23 protein-coding genes are annotated in these 24,554 nt (G+C 69.1%); 3 read left to right on the forward strand and 20 right to left on the reverse strand.

Annotated elements, in window-relative coordinates:
* Positions 1-50: 50 nt before the first annotated feature.
* The 10 genes from whiA to FY549_RS14365 form a co-directional block, all read right to left on the reverse strand.
* Entirely contained in the window at positions 51-1,028 is a 978-nt protein-coding gene (gene whiA / locus FY549_RS14320; RefSeq protein WP_149085608.1) for a DNA-binding protein WhiA, read from the reverse strand.
* Positions 1,029-1,091: 63 nt separating this feature from the next.
* A complete protein-coding gene (gene rapZ, locus FY549_RS14325) occupies positions 1,092-1,964 on the reverse strand; it encodes an RNase adapter RapZ (protein ID WP_149085609.1) in 873 nt (290 codons plus the stop codon).
* Positions 1,965-1,999: 35 nt separating this feature from the next.
* Positions 2,000-3,904, reverse strand: coding sequence for an excinuclease ABC subunit UvrC (gene uvrC / locus FY549_RS14330; RefSeq protein WP_149085610.1), 1,905 nt, complete (start codon positions 3,902-3,904; stop codon positions 2,000-2,002).
* On the reverse strand, positions 3,904-6,792 hold the full coding sequence (gene uvrA, locus FY549_RS14335) for an excinuclease ABC subunit UvrA (protein ID WP_149085611.1): 2,889 nt from the start codon (positions 6,790-6,792) through the stop codon (positions 3,904-3,906). The genes uvrC and uvrA overlap by 1 nt, the downstream gene beginning before the upstream one ends.
* A 9-nt stretch (positions 6,793-6,801) precedes the next feature.
* A complete protein-coding gene (locus FY549_RS14340; protein WP_149085612.1) occupies positions 6,802-7,377 on the reverse strand; it encodes a hypothetical protein in 576 nt (191 codons plus the stop codon).
* A complete protein-coding gene (locus FY549_RS14345) occupies positions 7,374-8,663 on the reverse strand; it encodes a DUF58 domain-containing protein (protein ID WP_259614244.1) in 1,290 nt (429 codons plus the stop codon). Before FY549_RS14345 ends, FY549_RS14340 begins: the two co-directional genes overlap by 4 nt.
* Positions 8,664-8,677: 14 nt before the next feature.
* Positions 8,678-9,649 (reverse strand): AAA family ATPase, encoded by a 972-nt coding sequence (locus tag FY549_RS14350; RefSeq protein ID WP_149085613.1) that lies wholly within the window; start codon positions 9,647-9,649, stop codon positions 8,678-8,680.
* Positions 9,646-10,119: a hypothetical protein gene (locus tag FY549_RS14355; RefSeq protein ID WP_259614245.1), complete on the reverse strand. Its 474-nt coding sequence runs from the start codon at positions 10,117-10,119 to the stop codon at positions 9,646-9,648. The genes FY549_RS14350 and FY549_RS14355 overlap by 4 nt, the downstream gene beginning before the upstream one ends.
* Positions 10,116-10,859: a DUF4129 domain-containing protein gene (locus FY549_RS14360; RefSeq protein WP_159463187.1), complete on the reverse strand. Its 744-nt coding sequence runs from the start codon at positions 10,857-10,859 to the stop codon at positions 10,116-10,118. The genes FY549_RS14355 and FY549_RS14360 overlap by 4 nt, the downstream gene beginning before the upstream one ends.
* Positions 10,860-10,919: 60 nt before the next feature.
* On the reverse strand, positions 10,920-11,363 hold the full coding sequence (locus tag FY549_RS14365) for a MarR family winged helix-turn-helix transcriptional regulator (RefSeq protein WP_259614246.1): 444 nt from the start codon (positions 11,361-11,363) through the stop codon (positions 10,920-10,922).
* A 38-nt stretch (positions 11,364-11,401) separates the two neighbouring features.
* On the opposite strand from FY549_RS14365, the gene FY549_RS14370 reads away from it, so the two are divergent.
* The gene (locus tag FY549_RS14370; protein WP_062634049.1) at positions 11,402-11,650 is read left to right on the forward strand and encodes a hypothetical protein; all 249 of its coding nucleotides are present in this window, start codon (positions 11,402-11,404) and stop codon (positions 11,648-11,650) included.
* Between the two features lie 10 nt (positions 11,651-11,660).
* On the opposite strand, the gene FY549_RS14375 is transcribed toward FY549_RS14370, so the two are convergent.
* The 10 genes from FY549_RS14375 to rpsA all read right to left on the reverse strand — a co-directional run bounded on the left by FY549_RS14375 (position 11,661) and on the right by rpsA (position 23,000).
* Positions 11,661-12,005 (reverse strand): TfoX/Sxy family protein, encoded by a 345-nt coding sequence (locus FY549_RS14375; RefSeq protein ID WP_149085617.1) that lies wholly within the window; start codon positions 12,003-12,005, stop codon positions 11,661-11,663.
* 11 nt (positions 12,006-12,016) lie between these two features.
* The gene (gene uvrB, locus FY549_RS14380; RefSeq protein ID WP_025105040.1) at positions 12,017-14,089 is read right to left on the reverse strand and encodes an excinuclease ABC subunit UvrB; all 2,073 of its coding nucleotides are present in this window, start codon (positions 14,087-14,089) and stop codon (positions 12,017-12,019) included.
* 73 nt (positions 14,090-14,162) lie between these two features.
* On the reverse strand, positions 14,163-14,762 hold the full coding sequence (gene coaE / locus FY549_RS14385; RefSeq protein WP_149085618.1) for a dephospho-CoA kinase: 600 nt from the start codon (positions 14,760-14,762) through the stop codon (positions 14,163-14,165).
* 26 nt (positions 14,763-14,788) lie between these two features.
* On the reverse strand, positions 14,789-15,361 hold the full coding sequence (locus FY549_RS14390) for a CoA-binding protein (RefSeq protein WP_149085619.1): 573 nt from the start codon (positions 15,359-15,361) through the stop codon (positions 14,789-14,791).
* Positions 15,358-16,662 (reverse strand): O-acetylhomoserine aminocarboxypropyltransferase/cysteine synthase family protein, encoded by a 1,305-nt coding sequence (locus FY549_RS14395; protein ID WP_149085620.1) that lies wholly within the window; start codon positions 16,660-16,662, stop codon positions 15,358-15,360. Before FY549_RS14395 ends, FY549_RS14390 begins: the two co-directional genes overlap by 4 nt.
* Positions 16,659-18,668, reverse strand: a complete 2,010-nt coding sequence (acs, locus tag FY549_RS14400) for an acetate--CoA ligase (RefSeq protein WP_149085621.1) — start codon at positions 18,666-18,668, stop codon at positions 16,659-16,661. Before acs ends, FY549_RS14395 begins: the two co-directional genes overlap by 4 nt.
* On the reverse strand, positions 18,659-19,516 hold the full coding sequence (locus FY549_RS14405; protein WP_187614879.1) for an ABC transporter permease: 858 nt from the start codon (positions 19,514-19,516) through the stop codon (positions 18,659-18,661). Before FY549_RS14405 ends, acs begins: the two co-directional genes overlap by 10 nt.
* The gene (locus FY549_RS14410) at positions 19,513-20,553 is read right to left on the reverse strand and encodes an aliphatic sulfonate ABC transporter substrate-binding protein (RefSeq protein WP_149085622.1); all 1,041 of its coding nucleotides are present in this window, start codon (positions 20,551-20,553) and stop codon (positions 19,513-19,515) included. Before FY549_RS14410 ends, FY549_RS14405 begins: the two co-directional genes overlap by 4 nt.
* Positions 20,550-21,401, reverse strand: coding sequence for an ABC transporter ATP-binding protein (locus FY549_RS14415; protein ID WP_149085623.1), 852 nt, complete (start codon positions 21,399-21,401; stop codon positions 20,550-20,552). The genes FY549_RS14410 and FY549_RS14415 overlap by 4 nt, the downstream gene beginning before the upstream one ends.
* A 144-nt stretch (positions 21,402-21,545) precedes the next feature.
* Positions 21,546-23,000 (reverse strand): 30S ribosomal protein S1, encoded by a 1,455-nt coding sequence (rpsA, locus tag FY549_RS14420; protein WP_149085624.1) that lies wholly within the window; start codon positions 22,998-23,000, stop codon positions 21,546-21,548.
* Between the two features lie 235 nt (positions 23,001-23,235).
* Here rpsA and FY549_RS14425 point away from each other — a divergent pair, with 235 nt between their 5' ends.
* Together FY549_RS14425 and FY549_RS14430 are read left to right on the forward strand one after the other, a co-directional pair.
* A complete protein-coding gene (locus FY549_RS14425) occupies positions 23,236-23,766 on the forward strand; it encodes a hypothetical protein (protein WP_149085626.1) in 531 nt (176 codons plus the stop codon).
* Between the two features lie 167 nt (positions 23,767-23,933).
* The gene (locus FY549_RS14430; protein WP_149085627.1) at positions 23,934-24,527 is read left to right on the forward strand and encodes a hypothetical protein; all 594 of its coding nucleotides are present in this window, start codon (positions 23,934-23,936) and stop codon (positions 24,525-24,527) included.
* The last annotated feature ends 27 nt before the right edge of the window (positions 24,528-24,554 follow it).

Genomic DNA, 24,554 nt, shown 5'->3' on the forward strand with positions numbered 1-24,554 from the left:
CCCCGATCCTTCCGGGGGTTGACACGTCGGGAAAACGACGCGCCGACGGGTCAGACGTCGAGCCCGGCCGGGACAGCCGCCTCGGTCCCGGGGATGCCCTCCTGCTGCGCGCGCTTGTCCGCCATCGCCAGCAGACGCCGGATCCGGCCGGCCACCGCGTCCTTCGTCAGCGGCGGGTCGGCGTGATGTCCGAGCTCGTCGAGGCTGGCATCGCGGTGGGCGAGCCGGAGCTCGCCGGCCACGCGGAGGTGGTCGGGCACCTCGTCGGCGAGGATCTCGAGCGCGCGCTCGACACGGGCGCACGCAGCCACGGCTGCCTGCGCGGAGCGGCGGAGGTTGGCGTCGTCGAAGTTGACGAGGCGGTTCACCCCGGCGCGGACCTCGCGACGCTGACGGAGCTCCTCCCAGGCGAGAGCGGTGCGCTGGGCGCCCATCTCGTTGAGGATCGTACGGATGGCCTCACCCTCGCGCACGACGACCCGCGGCAGACCGCGGACCTCGCGTGCCTTCGCGGCCACGCCGAGACGATGGGCGGCGCCCACGAGGGCCATGGCCGCCTCCGAAGAGGGGCAGGCGACCTCGAGCATGGCGGAACGGCCCGGCTCGCTCAGCGTTCCTGCCGCCAGGAACGCACCGCGCCACAGGCCGGCGACCTCGGCGCGGGAGCCGGTGGTGAGACGGTTCGGAAGCCCACGGACGGGGCGACGACGCTGATCGAGCAACCCCGTCTGACGCGCCAGCGTCTCCCCCTGCGCGATGACGCGGACGGCCCAGCGGGCACCGTCGTTGGCGGTGCTCGACTGCACCTGAGCGATCTCCGGCCGGACGCCGTAGATCTCTGCGAGGTCGCGCGCCACACGCCGGGCGAGCGTCTCGGCATCGACCTCCGCCTCCACGGCCACCCGGCCTGCGATGGAGTGCAGACCGCCGGCGAACCGGAGGATGGCTGTCACCTCAGCGACGCGCACCGTCGGGGGTGCATTGCGGATGCTGACGAGCTCAGCCTTGACGTCGGTGGTTAGTGCCACGAGACTCCTTCACGTTCACGCGCCGGGTCGCGACGCAAACCTCCAGCTTACTCGCTCGGGGGCCTACTCCCTGCCCAGGTCGCGGTGCCGGACGTTCACGGCGACGCCCGGAATCGCCGCCAGGCGACGTGCCAGCTCTTCCGACATCGCGACCGAGCGGTGCTTGCCACCGGTGCATCCGATGGCGATCGTGGAATGGCTCTTGTTCTCGCGCTGATACCCCTCCAGGACGGGCACCAGTGCCTTGGCGTAGGCGTCGAGGAACTCCTCCGCACCGTCGCGGGAGAGCACGTACTCCCGCACCGTCTCGTCCTGCCCCGTGAGGCCGCGGAGGTCCTCGTTCCAATAGGGATTCGGCAGGAAGCGCATGTCGGCGACGACGTCGACGTCGGTGGGCAGCCCGTACTTGAAGCCGAAGCTGAGGAGGGTGACCCGGTGTCGCGCCTCCCCCTCTTCCGAGAAGATGTCGGACACCTTCGTCGCGAGTTGGTGGATGTTCAACGAAGAGGTGTCGATCACGAGATCTGCGGCCTCGCGGATCGGGGCGAGTCGCGTGCGCTCGGTGCGGATGCCGTCGAGCAGGGTGCCGTCGCCCTGCAGCGGATGCGGACGACGCACCGATTCGAAGCGTCGGACGAGGACGTCGTCCGACGCGTCGAGGAAGAGCACACGGATGGAGCCCCGCGTGCGCAGGACCCGGGCGACGCCGGGGAAGTCGTCGAAGAGATTGCGGCCGCGGACATCGACCACGGCCGCGACCTTGGGAAGCGAGTCGCCACCCATCCCGGTCAAGTCGAGCAGCGGACGCAGGATCTGCGGGGGCAGGTTGTCGACGACGTACCAGCCGAGATCCTCCAGCGCATTCGCGACCGTGGTCCGACCCGCGCCGGACATCCCGGTGACGATGAGGAACTCGCCCTTCACCCCGTCAGACATGACTCACTGCTCCTTCTCCCCCTCGGCCTCCCAGCCTAGCGAGTGGATAGGTGCGTATGGATGTTCTGGGCCAGTACGGGGCCGATCCCCTGGACCTCCTGGATCTGGTGAGGTTCAGCGGCCCGCAACGCGGTCACCGAGCCGAAATGCTTGAGAAGCACCTTGATCCGGGAGGCTCCCAGCCCGGGGACCTCCGCGAGGACCGTCGTGATGTCTTTCTTCCGCTTCTTCCGCTGATGGACGATCGCGAAGCGATGGGCCTCGTCGCGGAGACGTTGCAGCAGATAGAGAGACTCGCTGGTCCGCGGGAGGATCACCGGGAAGTCGTCCCCCGGGAGCCAGATCTCCTCCAGGCGCTTGGCGATACCGCACACGGCGATCTCGGTGTGTCCGGCGTCCCGGAGGGCTCGCGCGGCGGCCTCGACCTGCGGCTTGCCGCCGTCCACGAGCAGCAACTGCGGCGGATAGGCGAAGCGGGGCTTGCGGCGCACTCCGGCCTCGCCGACGTCTTCCGCGACGACGTCGTCCGTCGTCGGGTCGATGGTCTCCTGTTCCTCCGGCCGATCGAGGTAGGCCAGCCGGCGGCGCAGCACCTGGTACATCGAGTCGGTGTCGTCGGTGGTCTCCGCGATGTTGAAGGTGCGGTACTGGTCCTTCCGCGGAAGCCCGTCCTCGAACACCACCATGGATGCCACGACGTTCGTGCCGCCGAGGTGTGAGATGTCGAAGCACTCGATCCGAAGCGGCGCCTCCTCCATCCCGAGAGCTTCCTGGAGATCGGTGAGCGCCTGGGTCCGAGCGACGTAGTCGCTCGTGCGTCGGGTCTTGTGGCGGATCAGCGCCTGCTGCGCGTTGAGGGTCGCCGTGCGCATGAGATCGGCGCGCTGACCGCGCTGGGCCACCGCGATCTCCACCTTCCTGCCTCGGCGCTCGCGCAGCCACACCTCGAGCTCAGAGGCATCGTCGGGAAGCACGGGCACGAGGATGCGCCGCGGCACGTCCTGCGCCTCGCCGTACGCCTGCTGGAGAACCTGCTCGACGAGCTCCCCGCCCGTGATGTCGATCTCCTTCTCGATCGTCAGCGCCCGGACACCACGAACGCGACCGCCACGGATGACGAAGTGCTGCACCGCGGCCGCGAGCTCGTCCTCCGCGATACCGAAGAGGTCGGCATCCTCGTCAGCGGGCAACACGAGCGCGCTCTTGCCGAGAACCGCCTCGATCGCCGAGAGCTTGTCGCGGTACTTCGCCGCCGCCTCGTAGTCCATCGCCGCCGAGGCCGCGAGCATGCGCTTGGTGAGTTCCCGCGTGAACCGCTCGTCTCCGCCCGCCATGAAGGCCACGAAGTCGTCGACCATGGCACGGTGCTCCTCGATCGACACCGTCATCGAGCAGGGCCCGCCGCACTTGCCGATCTGTCCGGGGAAGCAGGGGCGTCCCGTCTGCATCGCTCGCTTGTAGCTCGCATCGCTGCAGGTGCGGATCGGGAACGCCTTGATCATGAGGTCGATGGTCTCGTGCACCGCCCAGACCTTCGGATACGGGCCGAAGTAGCGGGCGCCGGGGATCTTCCGGTTTCGAGTCACGAGCACACGCGGCGCCTCGTCCCCCAGGGTCACCGCCATGAAGGGGTAGGACTTGTCGTCCCGGTACTTGACGTTGAACGGCGGATCGAACTCCTTGATCCACATGTACTCGAGCTGCAGCGAATCGACATCCGTCGGAACGACCGTCCACTCGACCGACGCCGCCGTCGTCACCATCCGGCGCGTGCGCTCGTGCAGCGTCCGGAGCGGAGCGAAGTAGTTGGACAGCCGCTGACGGAGGTTCTTCGCCTTGCCGACGTACAGCACCCGGCCGTTGGCGTCACGGAACCGGTACACCCCCGGGTCGGTCGGGATCTCGCCCGCCCGGGGTTTGTACGGCAGGACGTCGGCCATCAGCTGGCCTTCCGCGCAGAGCGCCCCTCACCCAGGATCTCGGCGAGGAACTGGCCCGTGTGGCTCTCCTCGACGCGCGCGATCTGCTCTGGCGTACCGGTGGCCAGGATCGTGCCGCCGCCGGAGCCGCCCTCCGGGCCGAGGTCGATCACCCAGTCCGCCGACTTGATCACGTCGAGGTTGTGCTCGATCACGATGACCGTGTTGCCCTTGTCGACCAGACCGTTCAAGACCTCGAGGAGCTTGCGGACGTCTTCGAAATGCAGCCCCGTCGTCGGCTCGTCGAGCACGTAGATGCTGCGGCCGTTGCTGCGCCGCTGGAGCTCGGTCGCGAGCTTCACGCGCTGCGCCTCACCGCCGGACAGCGTGGTCGCGGACTGCCCGAGACGCACATACCCCAGCCCCACGTCGACCAGCGTCTTCATGTAGCGGTGGATGGCCTGGATCGGCTCGAAGAACTCAGCCGCCTCCTCGATGGGCATCTCCAGCACCTCGGCGATGTTCTTGCCCTTGTAATGAACGGCCAGGGTGTCGCGGTTGTAGCGCTTCCCGTGGCAGACCTCGCAGTCCACGTAGACGTCCGGGAGGAAGTTCATCTCGATCTTGATAGTGCCGTCACCCGAGCAGGCCTCGCAGCGTCCGCCCTTGACGTTGAAGCTGAAGCGCCCGGGCTGGTAGCCACGGACCTTCGCCTCGGGCGTCTCGCTGAAGAGGGTGCGGATGCGGTCGAACACACCGGTGTACGTCGCCGGGTTGGACCGGGGCGTGCGACCGATCGGCGCCTGGTCGACGTGCACGACCTTGTCGAGGTTGTCGAGTCCGGTGACCCGCGTGTGCTTGCCCGGTACCGTCCTTGCCCCGTTGAGCCGAGAAGCCAGCACCTGGTACAGGATGTCGTTCACGAGGGACGACTTCCCGGATCCGCTGACACCGGTGACCGCAGTGAGCACGCCGAGCGGGAAGTCGGCCGTGACGTTGCGGAGGTTGTTGGCGCGCGCACCCACCACGCTCAGCATGCGCTTCTTGTCGATCTTCCGGCGCTTGTCCGGCATCGGGATCTCCCGGCGGCCGGAAAGGTAGTCACCCGTCATGGAGTCGGTGTCACCGAGAAGGGCGGAGTACGGCCCGGAGTGGACCACCGCACCGCCGTTCACGCCGGCGCCGGGGCCGATGTCGACCACCCAGTCCGCCGCCTCGATGGTCTCCTCGTCGTGCTCGACGACGATCAGGGTGTTCCCGAGGTCGCGCAGTGTGAGGAGCGTCTCGATGAGGCGGCGGTTGTCGCGCTGGTGCAGGCCGATCGAGGGCTCGTCGAGGACGTAGAGCACGCCCGTCAGGCCGGAGCCGATCTGCGTCGCGAGCCGGATGCGCTGCGCTTCGCCGCCGGACAGCGAGCCCGCCGAACGGCTCAGGTTGAGATAGGACAGCCCGACCTGGAGGAGGAAGTCGAGCCGCAACCGGATCTCCCGGAGTACCTGGGCGGCGATCTTGGCCTCACGGTCGGTGAGCTGCAGCTTCTCCATGAACGCACGCGCGTCGGCGAGGCTCAGGTGCGAGACCTCGGCGATGGAGTGACCGTGCACCTGCACGGCCAGCACCTCGGGCTTCAGCCGGTCGCCGTTGCACACCGGGCAGGGGACCTCGCGCAGGTACTCGCCCCACCGGCTGCGCTGGGTGTCGGACTCGGCCTGCAGGTACTGCCGCTCGATGTAGGGCACCACGCCCTCGAAGCCCGAGGCGTAGCGCATCTCACGGCCGTAGCGGTTCTTCCACTTGACCGTGACCTTGTAGTTCTCGCCGCGCAGCACCGCCTCCTTGACGTCGGAGTGCAGCTCCCGCCACGGGGTGTCGAGGGAGAAGTCGAGGTCTCGAGAGAGTCCTTCGAGAAGTCGCTCGTAGTACTGGAACAGCCCCTTGCCCTGGGTGGTCCAGGGGATGATGACGCCCTCGCGGATCGAGAGGTCCTCGTCGCCGAGCATCAGGTCGACGTCCACCGACATGCGGGTACCCAGTCCGGAGCAAGCGGGGCAGGCGCCGAACGGGGCGTTGAAGGAGAAGGTGCGCGGCTCGATCTCGGTGAGGGTGAGCGCGTGCCCGTTCGGGCACGCGAGCTTCTCGGAGAAGGTCTGCCAGGCGTCGTCGCCTTCGCCGTCCACGTAGTTGATCTGCACGACGCCACCCGCCAGACCGAGCGCGGTCTCCACCGAGTCGGTGATGCGCCCCAGGATGTCCGGCGACGCGACGAGGCGATCGACGACCACCGCGATGTCGTGCTTGTAGCTCTTCTTGAGTGTCGGCGGCTCGGAGAGCTGGATGAGCTCGCCGTCGACGATGGCCCGCGAGTAGCCCTTCGCGCCGAGTTCGCGGAAGAGATCGACGAACTCGCCCTTCTTCTGCGAAACGATCGGCGCCACCACCTGGTACCGGGTGCGCTCCGGTAGCTCCATCAGCTGGTCGGCGATCTGCTGCACGGTCTGGCGCTGGATCTTCTCGCCGCACACCGGACAGTGCGGGACGCCGATTCGCGCCCAGAGCAGACGCATGTAGTCGTAGATCTCGGTGATCGTCCCGACCGTCGACCGCGGGTTGCGGTTCGTCGACTTCTGGTCGATCGACACTGCAGGGCTCAATCCCTCGATGAAGTCGACGTCCGGCCGGTCGACCTGGCCGAGGAACTGGCGAGCGTAGGCGCTCAGCGACTCGACGTACCGGCGCTGCCCCTCGGCGAAGATCGTGTCGAAGGCGAGACTCGACTTCCCCGACCCGGAGAGTCCGGTGAAGACGACCAGGGAGTCGCGGGGGATGTCGATGTCGACGTTCTTGAGATTGTGCACGCGGGCGCCGCGGACACTGAGTTTTCCTGAGGAAGCAACGGGGACGATGGGCACCGAACAAGTCTACGAGGGGCCACGGACATCGGCTCCGAGAACGCCGAACGTGCGCGCTCCGGATGCCGCCTCCTCCGCCCGTTCCGCCGCACGGAGGGCGATCAGGATCTCGCCGAGCAGGGCCGCCGCGGCGAGCGGAGCCAGGATCACGACCGCGGTACCGTCCCGGCGCTCGGCGAGCAGCCATACGGCGAACGCCAGCGGCTGAGCGATCGCCTGGACGGCGAGGAGACGGGCGGCACTCGGAAGCAGGACGGACAGCGCCACGCGCGAGGAGAGCGGCACCACGAGGCTCAGCGACGCGCAGACATGCAGGGCGTGCACGAACAACAGAGCCAGGGCGGTCCGGCCGGGATCCGGCTCGGAGAGGATCACACCGAACGGAAGGCAGGCCAGCGCCGCCCAGGCGGCGAGGCTGCGCGGGATCGCGACGGCGACGAGAGCGGCGAGCACCGCGACGCCCCGCCACAACGGAAAGGGGACCAGGAGCAGCGCTCCCCCGGCGGCGAGCGCGACAGCGACCAGTCGGAGGACGACACCCGGGACCGCGATCCCGGTGCGGAAGGAGCGGACCGCGCGAGTCATCGGCGCCCCGATCTGCGGCGCGCAAGGCGGCGTGCAGCCACGCGCATCGCGACGTCGACGCCACCGGACCACGACACCACCTCGACGCCCGCATGTCCCAGTTCGGCCAGGATGTCGGCGCGCTCGGCGAGCAGCGTGCGGAGCGCGATCCGCTGTTCGCGACTGAGTCGCTCCGCTTCGGGAGTCGGGAGCACATCGACCGCGACGACGGCATGACCGGCGGCGCGCCAGGTCGTCGCCAGCCGCGCCGCCACGCCGTCGACGAACGTCGAGAGCACGAAGACGATCGAACCCGGCGGTACGACCGGGGACCGACGGTACGACGGGTCGGTGCCGATGCCCGTCGCGGCGATCGCGCGTCGCAACCGGGGGAGATGCCGGGCGCCGCCGCCGGAGGGCAGCGAGAGGCCGTCCGGCGAGAGCGCGTGATAGGCCACGCGGTCGCCCGCGCCGATCGCCGCCGTGGCGATGGCGAGGGCCGCTTCGCGCGCGAGGTCGAGGGAGGTCACTCCGGAGCGGTCCGGGTCGCCGCTCCCCCACGCGGCCACGGCCGCACCGAGATCCTCGGCTGTATCGATCGCGAGCACGACAGAGGAGTCGCTGAGCGCGTCGTCCCTGCGCACCAGGAGGTCCCCGGGGCGGCGCGCGGCGCGGGCGGTCGCGCGCCAGTCGACCCGACGGAGCTCGTCTCCGGGGACGAAGGGCTGGATGTCGCGGAAGTCACCGCCCTGCCCAGGCCGGGAGCCGGCGTGCACCCCGTGGAGTCCGGTGAGGCGAGGGGCCACGGGGAGGCTGCCGATCCGCACGGCGCGGGGCGGCGCGTTCCAGGTGATCACGGTTCGAGGGACGATCTCGGAGACCCACGCCCCATCGAGACGGAGTCCCCGCGCGGTCACGGCGAGTGGTTCGCTCGGACCCGAGTGCTGCAGGATGCCGCGCGCCGTGAGGCACGCTGTTCCCGGTCGGACGTCCGCGAGACCGGTTCGCCGCCCGTCCTGCTCCACGGCGATCTGCACCGCATCCGCCGCCAGCTGCACATCGGCGGCCGTCCGCACTTCCGGGCGATCGACGCTGCCGGCGGCGTACGCCCGCAGAGCGATCTGCGCGTGTCCGGGGCTCGGTGGGCGGAGGAGCGCCCAGGCTGCGGCCAGGGCCAGGGGCATCCCGATGGCGACGACATCCGGACGGGAGAAGGCGAGCCCCGCGGCGGCGATGATCGCGGCGCCGCCGATGCCCAGCGCGATGACCGGCGTCCGCCGCCAGGTGACCGTGGTCGCTGTCTGCACCGCCGCCTCGTCCGTCACGGGGCCACCGCGACGGTCGGAGGCACGGCCGTCCGCTCCAGGGCCGCGTCGACGACCGTCCGCGGATCCACCCCCTGCGCCCAGGCCTGCGGGGTCAGGGTGAGTCGATGCGCGAGGACGGGCACCGCGATGCGTTTGAGGTCGTCAGGGCGCACATATGCCCGCCCCTCCAGTGCGGCGAGCGCACGGCCAAGGAGGATGAGCGCTTGTGAACCGCGTGGCGACGCTCCGACGGCGACCGTCCCTGCCGCTCTCGTCGCCCGGGTGAGCTCGACGCCGTACCGTACGACGTCCGCATCGACGTGGATGCGCTCGACCACCGCCTGGATACGGCGCAGCCCCTCCGCGTCCACCACGGGCTCGACGTCGACATCGGCACTCCGCCGCTCCACCCGGTCGAGGATGATTCGCGCCTCTTCCTCCGGCTGTGGGTACCCCACCGCGAGCCGCACCATGAAGCGATCGAGCTGCGCCTCCGGCAACGCGTACGTCCCCTCGTATTCGATCGGGTTCGACGTGGCGATCACATGGAACGGACGCGGGAGCGGGAACCTGTTGCCCTCCACAGTCACCTGGTGTTCGGCCATCGCCTCGAGCATCGCCGACTGCGTCTTCGGCGTCGTCCGGTTGATCTCGTCCGCGAGCAGCAGGCCCGTGAAGATCGGGCCAGGGCGGAAGGCGAAGTCACCCGTGGACGGCGAGTAGACGTACGACCCGGTGACATCGCCCGGCAACATGTCGGGCGTGCACTGCAGCCGACGGAAGTCCAGACCGAGCGCACCGGCGAGGCTGCGAGCGGCGAGTGTCTTTCCGAGCCCGGGGACGTCCTCGAACAGGACGTGTCCACCGGCGAGGATCGCGGCGAGCGCGATCGTCAGGGGTTCGTCCATCCCGACGACGGCCGTCTTGACGCCAGCCAGCACGCGGCGTCCGACGTCGGCGATCTGCGCGGTCTCATCGGTGGTCATCGTGTCTCCTCCATGTCGGTAGGGATGCGGTCGAGCGCGTCGAGGACGCGCTCGATGTCCGCGCGTTGCACTTCTCGCGCATGCAGTGAGACGCGGACGCCGTCTCCCAGCAGTACGTCGATACGCGGGTGGTCGTCCGGGTCGTCGAGATCGAGGCCGAGGTGCGCGAGGCGCCGACGGACCACGCCCTGAACGCGACGGACGACGACATGGCCGGCGACGCCGGTACGGGTGTTGATCGCCCACGCCAGCCGCGACACGTCCGAACCGCGTCGCTCCGCGCGCGGGGCCTCCGGCGGCCATGTGACGACCTCGTCGAAGAAGACCTGACGGGTGGCCGCGACGACGGCGAGCAGGAGGAGGGTCCACGCGGCGGCGAAGGGAGCCGGCACGCCGAAGATGAGCATCACGAACAGAAGAGCGGCGGCGATGAGGGCTCCGATCACAGCCAGGACGATTCTCCCCCTCATCGCCACCCTTCCTTGATGCCGCGAAGTGCGTTGGCGGCGCTCCTGCGGTCGTCCTCGTCTGCGACCAGCCCGCCGTAGCGCACCCGTTCATAAAGACCCTGCAGGACGACGACATCGGCGGCGATGCCATGGCGCGCGCCGATCACCCTGGCAGTGAATTCGGCCGGCGTCTCCGTCGGCGCGCGGCCCTGGCCGGCATCCGCGGCGGATTCCTCCAAGCCGATCCAGGCCGCGACGATCGCGTCACCGGGTTCGGGTCGTTCGATGACCGTTCGGAGCGCGTCGGACACTCCACGGCGGATGGTCACCGCGTCGGGGATCGTCTCCGGCGGCGCGGTGCTGGTACCCGGCCCAGCGGCCGCGGCATCGCGACGCGCGAGCGGACGGTCCCGCCACAGCCGGACGAGGAACCGGACGACCTGGCGTACGACTACGGCAACGAGCACGAGGACGGCCAGCCCCAGCACGAGACCGAAGACGACGCCGAGTACCTGCGCGAGAACCGAATCCCCCCACGACTCCGGGGGCAGCGGCGTCTCCGTCGCCGTCGGGGCGGGAAGCACGACGTCCTCCGGTGGCGGCGACGTGCTCCTGGCCCCCGTCGGCGCGAACTGCGGGGTGCCCTGCATGGCCGCCGCGAGCATGAGGAGACCGAACGATCCGGCGACCGCGAGGAGCGCCGACGGCCCGGGTCGGCGCACACGCTCCGGTCCGATGACCGGAGGTGCGGGGCGCGACATGCCTCCCACCATAGGGGCCACGCGCGTATCAGCGGGTCATACCGGGATGCCGCGGTTGGGTCAGGCGTGATCCGAGCGGCGCCCCGCGAAGGCGCCGAGTCCGTCCCGCAGCGCCGCCACCTCGCCGATGTCCATCCCCACGGCAGCCATCACCTGACGCGGGACGTCGACCGCCCGTTCCCGCAGCGCCGCACCGGCGTCCGTGAGCGTGATCTCGAGGCGACGCTCGTCCTCGCTGCTGCGCTGGCGCGTCACCAGGCCGTCCGCCTCGAGCCTCTTGACGAGGGGCGATGCCGTCGCGGGCTCCAGGGCGAGGTCGGCCGCGAGGTCATTCAGTGTGCGGGGTGCCCGCTCCCACAGGGCGAGCATCACCAGATACTGCGGGTGCGTCAACCCGAGCGGCTCGAGGATCGGCCGGTAGATCGCCACGACGTTCCGTGCCGCCGTGACCACGGCGAAGCAGAGCTGGTTCTCGAGGCGGAGCAGATCGTCGGTGTCGGTCACGATCCGACTATACATCTGCACGAATCATTAGTACACTAATGAACATGTCACGCGACTCCAGCCGCCCCCCTCTTCGTACCCGCATCCGTGAAGCGGGGGGCCTCTACTCCTGGGTGAACACCAACCTCGTCCGTCTCGCCGGTCCTGCGTCGGTCGGCCCGTACGAGAAGACGCCGCCGCCGAGCGCCGCAGAACGCGCAGAGCGGGCCTGCCCGCTCTGCGGAGCACCCATGACGGAACACGAGATCGACCGCTCCGGTCCGAAGACCCTGGTGCACTGCCCGTAGGCCGACGCCCTCAGTCGTCGTCGGCGACCGCGGCGCCGACGGACTCCCGGGCCATGTCGATCCACATCATCAGCGCGGCATCGTCAGCGATCGCCGAGGCGACGACGTCGATCCAGCCGGAGCCCATGGTGCGCGATCCCATCACCGCACGTGATGCTCCCGGCTGGGTGACGGCCACGGCACCGTTCTCCTCATCCACGCGGACGAGGAGCGTGCCGTCTTTCCGGGCTCCGACCAGGATGCGCCCCTCGTCCAGGAACGCCCTGGTCCCGAACATCCGCCGCTCCTCGATGGAAGGGTCAGCGCCGAGCAACGCCCGGACCCGGTCCGCGAGTTCCTCTCCTGCGGCATCCATGGCGACTCCGTCTATGCGTGCCCGGCCCGCTCCATCGAGCGGAGCTCCTTCTTGAGATCCTGTACCTCGTCGCGCAGCCGGCCCGCGAGCTCGAACTTCAGCTCCGCGGCCGCCGCGAGCATCTGGTCCGTGAGGTCCTGGATCGTGGCCTCCAGTTGCTGGGCTCCCTCGGCGGCGATTCCCGTCCGTCGCAGGTTCGGCGTCGGCGACTTGCCCTTGCCCGACGCGCGACCGCGACCGGACATCAGCTCCGCCGTGTCCTGGCCTTCGCGTGCCAGCACCTCGGTGATGTCGGCGATGCGCTTGCGCAGCGGCTGCGGGTCGATACCGTGCTCCTTGTTGTACGCGATCTGCTTCTCGCGGCGGCGGTCAGTCTCCTCGATGGCCTTGGCCATGGAGTCCGTCATGTTGTCCGCGTACATGTGCACTTCGCCCGAGACGTTACGCGCCGCGCGGCCGATGGTCTGGATGAGCGAGGTCCCGGAGCGGAGGAACCCTTCCTTGTCGGCGTCGAGGATCGCGACGAGCGACACCTCCGGAAGGTCGAGCCCCTCCCGCAGCAGGTTGATGCCCACCAGCACGTCGTACACGCCGGCACGGAGCTCGCTGAGCAGTTCGACCCGGCGGAGGGTGTCGACATCGGAGTGCAGGTAGCGCACCCGCACGCCGTGCTCACCGAGGAAGTCGGTGAGCTCCTCCGCCATCTTCTTCGTGAGCGTCGTGACGAGAACGCGCTCGTCCCGTTCCACACGCAATCGGATCTCCTCGAGCAGATCGTCGATCTGCCCTTTCGACGGCTTGACGATGATCTCCGGGTCGACGAGACCGGTGGGGCGGATGATCTGCTCCACCACCCCGTCGGCGATGCCCATCTCGTATTTGCCCGGGGTCGCGGACAGGTACACGGTCTGGCCCACGCGGTTCTTGAACTCGTCCCAGCGCAGCGGTCGGTTGTCCATTGCGCTCGGCAGACGGAAGCCGTGGTCGACGAGCGTGCGCTTGCGGGACGCGTCGCCCTCGTACATCGCGCCGATCTGCGGCACGGTGACGTGCGACTCGTCGATGACGAGCAGGAAGTCGTCCGGGAAGAAGTCGAGGAGCGTGTGCGGGGGCTCCCCCGGCATCCGTCCGTCCATATGGCGGGAGTAGTTCTCGATGCCGGAGCAGAAGCCGAGCTGCTGCAGCATCTCCAGGTCGAACGTCGTCCGCATCCGGAGGCGCTGTGCCTCGAGGAGCTTGCCCTGACGCTCGAACTCCTTCAACCGCTCTTCCAGCTCGTGCTCGATCGTGCCGATCGAGCGCTGGATGACATCGGTACCTGCGACGTAGTGCGAGGCCGGGAAGATGGGCACCGCGTCGAGCTTCTCGATGACCTCACCGGTCAGCGGGTGGAGCGAGTAGAGCGCCTCGATCTCGTCACCGAACAGCTCGATGCGGATGGCGTGCTCCTCGTACACCGGGATGATCTCGATCGTGTCGCCGCGGACCCGGAAGTTGCCGCGCGAGAAGTCGACGTCGTTGCGGTTGTACTGCATCGCGATGAACTGGCGGATCAGGGCGTCGCGGTCGTACCGCTCCCCCACCTGGAGCGCCACCATCGCCCGCAGGTACTCCTCCGGGGCACCGAGGCCGTAGATACAGGAGACGGTCGAGACCACGACCACATCGCGACGGCTCAGCAGGGAATTCGTCGTGGAGTGACGGAGACGCTCGACCTCCGCGTTGATCGAGGAGTCCTTCTCGATGAAGGTGTCCGTCTGCGGGACGTACGCCTCGGGCTGGTAGTAGTCGTAGTAGGAGACGAAGTACTCGACGGCGTTGTTCGGCATGAGCTCGCGGAACTCGTTGGCGAGCTGTGCTGCGAGGGTCTTGTTGTGTGCGAGCACGAGAGTGGGGCGCTGCACCTGCTCGACGAGCCAGGCCGTTGTCGCCGACTTCCCTGTTCCGGTGGCGCCGAGCAGCACGATGTCGGTCTCGCCCGCATTGATGCGGGATGCCAACTCGGCGATCGCCTGCGGCTGATCACCGGCAGGGGCGTACTCGCTGATGACCTCGAAGGGGCGGACACTGCGGGTGGGCTGCATACATCAAGCGTAGGCCGCCCCTCAGACATCCGGGCCGGCTCAGCCGGGAACCCACCTCCCGACTCGGACGTCGTCACTGGTGTCGGAGCCGCTCCCACAGCGCGTCCGTCTGCGCCGTCGTCTCCGCCATCGTGCCCGACGTGTCGATCACCACGTCGGCGATCGCGAGTCGCGCCTCGTCCCCGACCTGCGCGTCGATGCGTTCCTCCGCGGCGGTCTCGTCCAGTCCACGCAGCTCCACGAGACGACGCAGCCGTACCGCGGCCGGGGCGTGCGCGACGACGATGAGATCCCAGGGGTCGTCGACCCTGGCCTCCACGAGGAGCGGCACGTCATAGACGACGACCGCGTCGGGATCGGCCGCGAACGCCTCGGTGAACCGTCGCTGCGACTCCGCTCGCACGGCGGGATGCACGATCGCGTTCAGCCGCGCCAGGAGCTCCGGATCTCCGAAGACGCGTGCGCCCAGCGCCGCGCGGTCGAGAGAGCCGTCAGCGGCGATCACCGCTGTCCCGAACTCCTCCTCGATCCGGTGGAGCACCGGGGACCCCGGCGCCTGCACGTCGCGGACGATCGCGTCCGCGTCGACGATGGTCGCTCCATGCTCCGCGAGGCGGCGCGCGATCGTGGACTTGCCGGAGGCGATGCCGCCGGTGAGTGCGATGAGGGGCATCGGGCCAGTCTAGGAGCCGACGCTCCTCATCTCGCCAGAAGCTGCCGCCGGGAGCTGATCACCCCGGTGTCGAAGCCGGCGAGGTGCAGGCCACCATGGAAGCGGGCGTGCTCGATCTTGATGCAACGGTCCATGACCACAGAGAGGCCCGCTGACTCTGCGAGCGCGGCAGCCTCCTCGTTCCAGGAGCCGAGCTGAAGCCACAGCGTCTTCGCACCCGCGTCGATCGCCTCCTGCGCGACCCTCGGGAGGTCGTCGTGCCGACGGAAGACGTCCACGATGTCGGGCTGCACCGGCAGGGCGTCCAGCGACGGATACACCGGCTGCCCGAGGATCTCGGTCTCCCGTGGATTCACCAGATAGACGTCGTAGGCCGTGCTCGACAGCAGATACGTGGCGACGAAGTACGACGCGCGAGCAGGGTTGCCCGAGGCCCCGACGATGGCGATCGATCGCGCCCGCCGCAGCAGGCCAAACCGCTGCGGCTGCGAGGGCCCGACCCAGGTGCGTGCCGGCGCGGTTGCCGACGGCAGCGCACACGTCGCAGCCTCCGGCGCAGAAGGAAGGGCGCAGCTGTCGCCGGCAGAGGTCGTGCTCATCGATGCGCTCCCGTCGCGAGGGTGAGGGCTTGATCGAGATCCCAGATGATGTCCTCCGCGTCTTCGAGTCCGACGGAGATCCGGATCAGGTCGGGGCGCACGCCGGCGGCGAGGAGCTGCTCCTCGGTGAGCTGGCGATGCGTGGTGGAGGCCGGGTGGATCACCAAGGTGCGGGCATCGCCGATGTTGGCGAGGTGGGAAGCGAGCTGCAGGCTCTCGATGAACGACTCCCCCGCGGCGCGGCCGTCTTCCGCCGCCACGCCGAAGGCGAACACGGACCCCGGCCCCAACGGCAGGTATCTCGCGGCGCGCTCGTGGTGCGGGTGTCCCTCCAGCCCCGCCCAGGTGACGTAGGCCACGCGACGGTCGGCGGCGAGCCACTCGGCGACCACTCGGGCGTTGGCGACATGCGCGTCGATGCGCTGCGGCAGGGTCTCGACGCCCTGGAGGAGCGTGAAGGCCGACTGCGGGCTGAGCGCGGGCCCGATGTCACGGAGCTGCTCGGAGCGGAGCTTGGTGAGGAAACCGTACTCGCCGAAGTTACCCCACCAGGAGATGCCGCCGTAAGAGGGCACCGGTTCGGTCATCTGCGGGAACTTCCCGTTTCCCCAGTCGAAGGTCCCCTTCTCGATCACCACGCCCCCGAGCGTCGTGCCGTGCCCGCCGAGGAACTTCGTGACCGAATGGATGACGATGTCGGCCCCTTGTTCCAGCGGGCGCGCGAGGTACGGGGTAGCCAGCGTGGCGTCGACGACCAGCGGTACCCCTGCCTCGTGCGCGACGGCGGCGAGGCCAGCGATGTCGGCGATCTCGCCGGACGGGTTCCCGATCATCTCGACGTACACGACCTTGGTCTCGGGACGGATCGCCGCAGCGAAGTCCGCCGGATCGGAGGAGCTGACGAAGGTCGTCTCCACCCCGAAGCGGCGCAGCGTCACGTCGAGCTGGGTGATCGTGCCGCCGTAGAGCTGTGCGGCCGCGACGACGTGGTCCCCCGCGCCCACGAGCGCGGCGAACGTGATGAACTCGGCGCTCATTCCCGAGGAGGTCGCCACCGCGCCGATGCCGCCCTCCAGCGATGCCAGCCGCTCCTCCAGCGCCGCGACCGTGGGATTGCCGATGCGCGAGTAGATGTTGCCGTACTTCTGCAGGGCGAAGAGGTTCCCCGCGTCGGCCGCGTCGTCGAACACGAACGACGTCGTCTGATAGATCGGCACGGCTCGTGCCCCCGTGGCCGCGTCCGGCGTGCCGCCGGCGTGCAGGGCGCGCGTCCGAAATCCGAAGCGGTGATCTTCCGTCATGGTTTCCTCAGTTCTGCGGCGGCGAGAGCCCCCGCGATGTCGTCGACGGCCCACGGGTTCTGCAGCGACGTCGTATCGCCGAGCGTCCGCGTGCTTCGTCCGGCTCGGCGGTCCTGCTCGGCGTCCCAGAGCTGGGCCAGCAGGCGCCGCATGATCTTCCCCGAGCGAGTCTTGGGCAGATCCGGCACCACCACGACGTGCTTCGGCTTGGCGACCGGTCCGATGGAGCGGGCGACCTGGGCCCGCAGCGCCTGCGGATCGATCTCGGCCCGGCCGGACGGAGTGACGAACGCCACGACCGCCTGTCCGGTGACCGGGTCGGCGACACCGGCGGACCCCGCTTCCCCGACCGTCTCATGGGCCACGAGGGCCGACTCGATCTCGATCGTCGACAGGCGATGACCGGAGACGTTCACGACGTCGTCGAGCCGCCCCAGAATCCAGATGAACCCGTCGGCATCTCTCGTCGCCCCGTCGCCGGCGACGTAGTAGCCGCCGTGCGGTCCCTTCCCGGCATAGGCGGACCAGTACGCCTCACGGTACCGGCCCGGGTTCCCCCACACGGTCCTCGCCATGCCGGGCCACGGCCGCCGGACTACCAGCGTCCCCGACTGACCCGGCCCGACCTCGTCGCCGTTCTCGTCGACCACCGCGACGTCGATGCCGGGGAGCGGGAGGGACGCCGAGCCCGGCTTCAGCGGTGTCACGCCGGGCAAGGGGGCGATCATCGCCGCGCCGGTCTCCGACTGCCACCATGTGTCGATGACGGGGAGTTCGTCCCGCCCGAAGGTCCGGCGGAACCAGACCCAGGCTTCCGGGTTGATCGCCTCACCGACCGTGCCGAGCAGTCGGAGGGACGAGAGATCGTGTCCGCTCGGCAGCTCGTCGCCGAACCACGTCATGAAGGTGCGGATGAGCGTCGGAGCCGTGTAGTACACGGTGACGCCGTAGCGCTCGATGATCTCCAGGTGTCGTTCGCGGTGCGGGGTGTCTGGCGTGCCCTCGTAGATGACCTGGGTCAGCCCGTTCGACAGCGGTCCGTAGATCTCGTACGTGTGCGCGGTGACCCAGGCGAGGTCGGCCGTACACCAGTGGACGTCGTCTGGTTTGGCGTCGAAATGCGCCCAGTGCGCCCAGCTCGCGTGGGTCAGGTAGCCGCCGGACGTGTGGACGAGTCCCTTGGGCTTCCCTGTCGTACCGGAGGTGTAGATGATGAACAGCGGGTGCTCGGCATCGAAGGCCTCGGCCCGGTGCTCGTCCGGAGCCGTGTCGACGACGTCGTGCCACCACACATCGCGGCCCTCGGTCCACGGGACGGACTGACCGGTGCGACGGAGCACGAGCACATGGTCGAGCTCCGGCAGGCCGGCCGCAGCGGTGTCGGCCGCGGACTTCACTTCGGTCGCCGTTCCGCGACGGTACTGCCCGTCGCTGGTCACGAGCAGCTTCGCCCCGGTGTCCTCCAGGCGGAACCGCACGGCCTCCGCCGAGAACCCGCCGAACACGAGCGAATGCACGGCGCCGATGCGCGCACAGGCCAGGGTGATGACGACCGTCTCCACGAGCACGGGGAGGTAGACCACTACGCGGTCCCCCGGTCCGACCCCGAGGGCTTCGAGCGCGTGTGCCGCCTGAGCGACGCGCCGCTGCAGGTCGGCGTAGGTCACGGACACGCGGTCACCCGGCTCCCCCTCGAAGTGCAGGGCGACCTTGTCCCCGCGCCCGGCCAGCACATGCCGGTCGACACAGTTCACCGCGACGTTCACCCGGCCGCCGAGGAACCATCGCGCGGCGGGCACCGCACCGTCGACGGGCGGCTCCCATTCGTGCACCGACGTCCACGGTTCGGCCCAGTCCAGGCGTCGTGCCGCCTCCTCCCAGAATGCGAGAGGATCGGCCGCCGCACGCGCGTACGCCGCCGCGGTGACATTGGCATCGGGGAACGCGGCCGACGGCGGGTAGACCCGCTCCTCCTGCAGGCGCGCCTCCCCCACCGTCAGGTCCATCGGCGCAGCAGGTACTTCTCCAGCAGCGCGAGCACGCCGTTGGTGATCGTGCCGAGCAGTGCGAGCAGCACGATGGAGAGGAGGATGCGGTCGACGCGCCCCGTGCTCTGGGAATCGGTCAGCAGGAAGCCGAGCCCCATGGACGAGGCGATCAGCTCGGCGGCGACGAGGAACAGCCAGGCCTGGGCAAGGGCGAGCCGCAGGCCCGCGACGACGGATGGCACGACCGCCGGGAGCTGGACCGTGCGGAACAGGGACCATCCGTGCAGGCTGAACGATCGTCCCGCCTCGACGAGCTGCGGGTCCACGTGCCGGAGCGCCGAGGCCACGGTCGTGTACACGGGGAAGAAGGCACCGATCGCGATCAGCGTGACCTTCGACTCCTCACCGATCTGCATCCACAGGATCAGCAGCGGCACCCAGGCGAGCGACGGAACCGCGCGGATGGCGGCGAGCGTCGGGCTCAACAGCACGTCGCCCCAGCGCGAGAGACCCACGACGCCCGCGGCGGCGAGACCGATGACCGAGCCGATCGCGAAGCCGAGCAGCACGCGTTGCACGGAGATGGCGATATGGGTCCAGAGCTGCCCGGACTCCGCGAGCTCCACCCCGGCCTGGAAGACCGACCCGGGCGTCGGGAGGCGGTAGGGCTCGATGAGGCCAGACGCGGTGACCATCTGCCAGGCGACGAGGATGACGACCGGGAGGAGGAGTCCTCCGAGGATCCGGGCGACCGTCGGCAGACCAGGGCGGGCCCCGCCGGGCGCTCGCCGGGAGGTGCCCTTCGCGAACTCGAGTGCGTCCCGCGAATCGGCCGGGACGATCACCCTCTGCTCGAGACCGCTCACTCGCTCGCGCCCGCCTTCGCCGCGAAGCTGTCGTTGATGATGGTGGAGAGTGCCTTGTCGACCGAGGCCTGCCCGCCCTGGACGTCGCCGGAGTCCACGAGCACCGGGGCGATCTTCTCGAGCACGGCGAGCTGGTCGTCGCCAGGGATGCCGCTCACATCCAGGTTCGACCGCTCCTGGATGACCGTGGTCGCGACGTCGAGATCGATACCGGCCACTTCGGCGAGCAGCGCCGCCGTCTCGTCGGGGTTCTCGAGCGCCCAGACGCGCGCCTCTTCATAGGCGTCGACGACGGCCTGCGCGAGGTCGGAGTGGTTCTCGATGAAGTCCTCGGTCGCGTTGAGGAAGCCGTAGGTGTTGAAGTCGACGTTGCGGTAGATCAGCTTGTCGCCCGACTCCTGCTCCGCGGCCGCCATGATCGGGTCGAGACCTGCCCACGCGTCGACGGAGCCGCCGTCGAGCGCCGCCCGGCCGTCCGCGTGCTGGAGGTTCTGCACCTCGACGTCGGCGAGCGACAGGCCACTCTCTTCGAGGGCCTGAAGAAGGAAGAAGTACGGGTCGGTGCCCTTCGTGGCGGCGACCGAGGCGCCCTTGAGATCCTCGACGGAGGTGATGTCGCTGTCGGGACCGACGACGATCGCCGACCACTCGGGCTGCGAGAAGATGTCGATCACCTGGATGGGCGAGCCGTTGGCGCGGGCGAGCAGGGCTGCCGAGCCCGCCGTCGAGCCCACGTCGACCGAACCCGAGCGGAGGAGCTCGTTCGCCTTGTTCGAGCCGGCGGACTGCACCCATTCGACCTTCACGTCGTCCCCGAGGACGTCCTCCAGGATGCCCCGATCGCGGATGACGAGGCTGAGGGGGTTGTAGGTGGCGAAGTCGATCGACAGCGTGTCCGCCGACCACTCCCCGCTCTGAGCGGCGGCGGAGTCAGCGTCGGCGTTCGCGTTCTCACCGGCGACGCAGCCGGTGGCGACGAGCATCATCGTCCCGGCGACGGCGATCGCAGGGATGATGCGGCGGGTGATGGTGCTCATCGGGTCTCCTCGGGGGTGTGGTGGTGCGTGTCGACGCCGAGTCCTTCGAGGAGCTCGGCGCGCAGGTCGGCGAGACCGCGATCGGCGCGGTCTCGGGGGCGGATGCCGGGGACGCCGATGGTCCGCGCGATGGACGACGATGCGTCGTCCGCTCCGCCGACGGTGCGCAGCAGCAGCACGCGGTCGGCGAGGTAGAGGGCCTCCTCCACGTCGTGCGTCACCAGCAGCACGGTGGTCGGCTCGGCGGCGTGGATCTCGAGGAGCAGGTCGTGCATGCGGAGGCGCGTGAGCGCGTCGAGCGCCCCGAACGGCTCGTCCAGCAGCAGCACACCGGGGTTCCGGGCGAGCGCACGGGCGAGGGAGGCACGCTGGGCCATGCCGCCGGAGACCTCGCGGGGACGTTGGTCGGCGGCGTGCTCCAGTCCGACGAGGTGGAGCAGCTCACGGACGCGCTCGCGTCCGGCACTCCGCGAGGTGCCGCGCGGCAGCCCGAGCTCGACATTCTGTGCGAGGGTCCGCCACGGCAGGAGCCGCGGCTCCTGGAACGCGACCGCCGTGCGCTCGTCGACGTCGGCGACGCCGGAGCCGTCGAGGAGGATGGTGCCGCGGGTCGGCGTGTCGAGGCCGCCGACGAGGCGGAGCAGCGTGGACTTGCCGCACCCGGAGGGGCCGACGACGGCCACGATCTCTCCGGCCGCGATGTCGAGATTGATGCCGCGGAGCACGTCGCGCCGTCCCTGCGCGAGGGGGAACGAGCGTTCGATGCCGTCGAGCCGCAGCGCCTGCGCGGTACCCGACAGGGTCGGGACGTCAGCGGGGCGCGACGCAGCAGGCAGGAGAGCGGTCATACGCCCATGCTGTCGGAGGGGCGGGTTTGTTACGAATGCGCGCGTAACGTTCCGTCACGCAGCGGATTCCGCACTGTCGGGGCATGCGAAAAGGGCCGCCACGCCCGCCGTGAGGCGGGGTGACGACCCTTCTCGGAATGTTACTTAGGAGTTGCCGCCCGAGAGCTTCTCGCGCAGAGCCGCGAGCGCCTCGTCATCGGCGAGCGTGCCGGCGCCTGCCGACTCGCTCGAGAAGGACTGGCCGCCGAAGTCGTCGCCGGCCGCAGCCTCGGCCTCGGCCGCCTTCGCGACCTGAGCCTTGTGCGCCTCCCAGCGAGCCTGGGCCGCAGCGTACTCCTGCTCCCATGCCTCGCGCTGGGCGTCGAAGCCTTCCTTCCACTGACCGGTCTCGGCGTCGAAGCCCTCCGGGTACTTGTACTCGCCGTTCTCGTCGTACTCAGCGAGCATGCCGTACAGCGCCGGGTCGAACTCGGTGCCGTTGGGGTCGACCGACTCGTTGGCCTGCTTCAGCGACAGCGAGATGCGGCGACGCTCGAGGTCGATGTCGATGACCTTGACGAAGACCTCTTCGCCCACCGAGACGACCTGCTCGGCCAGCTCAACGTGCTTGCTGGAGAGCTCGGAGATGTGGACGAGACCCTCGATGCCGTCTGCGACGCGCACGAACGCACCGAACGGGACGAGCTTGGTGACCTTACCCGGCGTGACCTGACCGATTGCGTGGGTACGGGCGAAGACCTGCCACGGGTCCTCCTGCGTCGCCTTCAGCGACAGGGAGACGCGCTCGCGGTCGAGGTCGACCTCGAGGATCTCGACGGTGACCTCCTGGCCCACCTCGACGACCTCGGAGGCGTGCTCGATGTGCTTCCAGGACAGCTCGGAGACGTGCACGAGGCCGTCCACGCCACCCAGGTCGACGAAGGCACCGAAGTTGACGATCGACGAGACGACACCCTTGCGGACCTGACCCTTGTGCAGGTTGTTCAGGAACGTGGTGCGCGACTCCGACTGGGTCTGCTCGAGCAGAGCACGGCGGCTGAGGACGACGTTGTTGCGGTTCTTGTCGAGCTCGAGGATCTTCGCCTCGATCTCCTGGCCGAGGTACGGCGTGAGGTCGCGGACGCGGCGGAGCTCGATGAGCGAGGCCGGGAGGAAGCCACGGAGGCCGATGTCGACGATGAGTCCACCCTTGACGACCTCGATGACCGTACCGGTGACGACGCCGTCGTTCTCCTTGATCTTCTCGACGTCTCCCCAGGCGCGCTCGTACTGCGCACGCTTCTTGGAGAGGATCAGGCGGCCTTCCTTGTCCTCCTTCTGGAGAACCAGGGCCTCGACCTGGTCGCCGACGGCGACGACCTCGTTGGGGTCGACGTCGTGCTTGATCGAGAGCTCGCGCGAGGGGATGACACCCTCGGTCTTGTAGCCGACATCGAGCAGGACCTCATCGCGGTCGATCTTGACGATCGTGCCTTCGATGATGTCGCCGTCGTTGAAGAACTTCAGGGTCTTCTCGACCGCGGCCAGGAAGTCCTCAGCAGATCCGATGTCGTTGATGGCGACCTGCTTGGTGGCCGGGGCGGTCGTTGCGGTAGTCATGTAGTGGGTTGTCCTTGTGAATGGATACTCGGGCTGCGGAGCACGGCCGCGCACGGCCGACATGTGCATCGCAGCAGGTGGATTGTGGTGTGCTCGTCACCTGGGCATGCGTGTACACGCCACGAGTGACAGTTCAGGCTACCAGAAGATGCCGCGCCGTGAGGGTACGGAAACCTCGCGCCTGCTCTGTGGATAACGTCGACGGCGATCGCCGCATTCCGCATACGGTGGCTCGGTGATCTCGCCCATTGCTCTCCGACTGCTCACCCTGCTGGCGCTCAGCGCCTCGGCGCTCTGCGCGTGCGCGCCCGCGCCGGTGCCCTCGCCGACGCCCTCCCCCGTCTTCGAGTCCGAGGAAGAGGCCTTCGCCGCCGCCGAGGCCACCTATCGCGCCTATGTCCAAGCTTCGAACGGGACAATGCTGCACGACCCCGATACCTTCGAGGCACTGTTCTCCTGGCTGATCGGTGAGGCACTGACTTCAGCGAAGGAGAACTTCTCCCGATTCCACGCCGAGGGGTGGACCCGCACCGGCACTACCACGTTCGACAATTTCACCCCCATCTCCTACGACGGTGAGTCCCTCATATCCCACCTCTGCCTAGATGTCTCGGCGGTGACCCTAAGAGACGCGGACGGGAACGTTGTCGGCTCCGATCGCCCTGACCGACAACCCATTCAGATTCAAATGGCTCCGAGCGCGGCGACCAGCACAGGCCTGGCGATTGCTTCCACGACTGCTGCGGGTGACCTGACATGCGGATAGCAGGGACTATTTTGGCCGCAGTTCTCGCGCTCCCAATCTCGTCCAGCGCAGACGGCCCGGGCTCATCCCAAGCCGGTGTCGAGGACGTTTGGGCCACGAACACCAGCCAGTCGCTAGTCGTCCAAGGGACGGCGGCCCGGCAGCCGCTACAACCGAACGACGATCGAGTGGATCAGGATCCCACCCCGGAACAAGACAACAAGGCGTGCAAGACGGACACCGTCCTGCAGCGATCCTGTGGGATGTACGCGGTGCGCGTGACGGAGGACGAGTCAGGGCGGCCCGTCACGATCGAGGATCTCGCACAGTTCTCCCCCGCGCCGGTGACGACGACGGCGGAACCCGGCAACGTCGGCGTCGTCGGCAAGCCGACGAACTTCGTCGCCGCGGTGTCCGCGCACACTCGCACCGGCACTCTTCTCGGCCGCCCGGTCGCCGTCCGCTTCACGCCCGTGCGGGTGACGTTCGACCACGGCGACGGCACCTCGGCGACCTCCGCAGACGGTGGTCGCACCTGGTCGGCTCTCGGCCAGGCCTCGTTCACGCCGACGCCAACGAGTCACACCTACACGGAGCGCGGCAGCTACACGACCCGGACGACCGTCCACTACACGGCGGAGGTCGACGTCGGCGGAGGGTGGTTCTCGGTGGCGGGCGAGCTGGCGGTCGACGGGGCTCCCCGGCAGATCCGCATCTACGAAGCCACCACAGCACTCGTCGCGCGCACCTGCGTCGAGCGACCCGCGGCCCCCGGCTGCTGAGCAGCCGTTCCGACACGTCCTACCCTG

It is taken from the genome of Microbacterium sp. 1S1 (assembly GCF_008271365.1).
Classification (GTDB): domain Bacteria; phylum Actinomycetota; class Actinomycetes; order Actinomycetales; family Microbacteriaceae; genus Microbacterium.

What these genes read in the sequence shown, in the direction of transcription:
- FY549_RS14370 (WP_062634049.1), top strand. Translation starts at nt 11,402, where the DNA reads ATGAACATGTCACGCGACTCCAGCCGCCCCCCTCTTCGTACCCGCATC.
- FY549_RS14415 (WP_149085623.1), bottom strand. Translation starts at nt 21,401, where the DNA reads ATGACCGCTCTCCTGCCTGCTGCGTCGCGCCCCGCTGACGTCCCGACC.
- acs (WP_149085621.1), bottom strand. Translation starts at nt 18,668, where the DNA reads ATGGACCTGACGGTGGGGGAGGCGCGCCTGCAGGAGGAGCGGGTCTAC.
- FY549_RS14395 (WP_149085620.1), bottom strand. Translation starts at nt 16,662, where the DNA reads ATGACGGAAGATCACCGCTTCGGATTTCGGACGCGCGCCCTGCACGCC.
- FY549_RS14390 (WP_149085619.1), bottom strand. Translation starts at nt 15,361, where the DNA reads ATGAGCACGACCTCTGCCGGCGACAGCTGCGCCCTTCCTTCTGCGCCG.
- FY549_RS14410 (WP_149085622.1), bottom strand. Translation starts at nt 20,553, where the DNA reads ATGAGCACCATCACCCGCCGCATCATCCCTGCGATCGCCGTCGCCGGG.
- coaE (WP_149085618.1), bottom strand. Translation starts at nt 14,762, where the DNA reads ATGCCCCTCATCGCACTCACCGGCGGCATCGCCTCCGGCAAGTCCACG.
- uvrC (WP_149085610.1), bottom strand. Translation starts at nt 3,904, where the DNA reads ATGGCCGACGTCCTGCCGTACAAACCCCGGGCGGGCGAGATCCCGACC.
- rapZ (WP_149085609.1), bottom strand. Translation starts at nt 1,964, where the DNA reads ATGTCTGACGGGGTGAAGGGCGAGTTCCTCATCGTCACCGGGATGTCC.
- uvrB (WP_025105040.1), bottom strand. Translation starts at nt 14,089, where the DNA reads ATGCAGCCCACCCGCAGTGTCCGCCCCTTCGAGGTCATCAGCGAGTAC.
- FY549_RS14355 (WP_259614245.1), bottom strand. Translation starts at nt 10,119, where the DNA reads ATGAGGGGGAGAATCGTCCTGGCTGTGATCGGAGCCCTCATCGCCGCC.
- FY549_RS14360 (WP_159463187.1), bottom strand. Translation starts at nt 10,859, where the DNA reads ATGTCGCGCCCCGCACCTCCGGTCATCGGACCGGAGCGTGTGCGCCGA.
- FY549_RS14350 (WP_149085613.1), bottom strand. Translation starts at nt 9,649, where the DNA reads ATGACCACCGATGAGACCGCGCAGATCGCCGACGTCGGACGCCGCGTG.
- FY549_RS14340 (WP_149085612.1), bottom strand. Translation starts at nt 7,377, where the DNA reads ATGACTCGCGCGGTCCGCTCCTTCCGCACCGGGATCGCGGTCCCGGGT.
- rpsA (WP_149085624.1), bottom strand. Translation starts at nt 23,000, where the DNA reads ATGACTACCGCAACGACCGCCCCGGCCACCAAGCAGGTCGCCATCAAC.
- FY549_RS14375 (WP_149085617.1), bottom strand. Translation starts at nt 12,005, where the DNA reads ATGGATGCCGCAGGAGAGGAACTCGCGGACCGGGTCCGGGCGTTGCTC.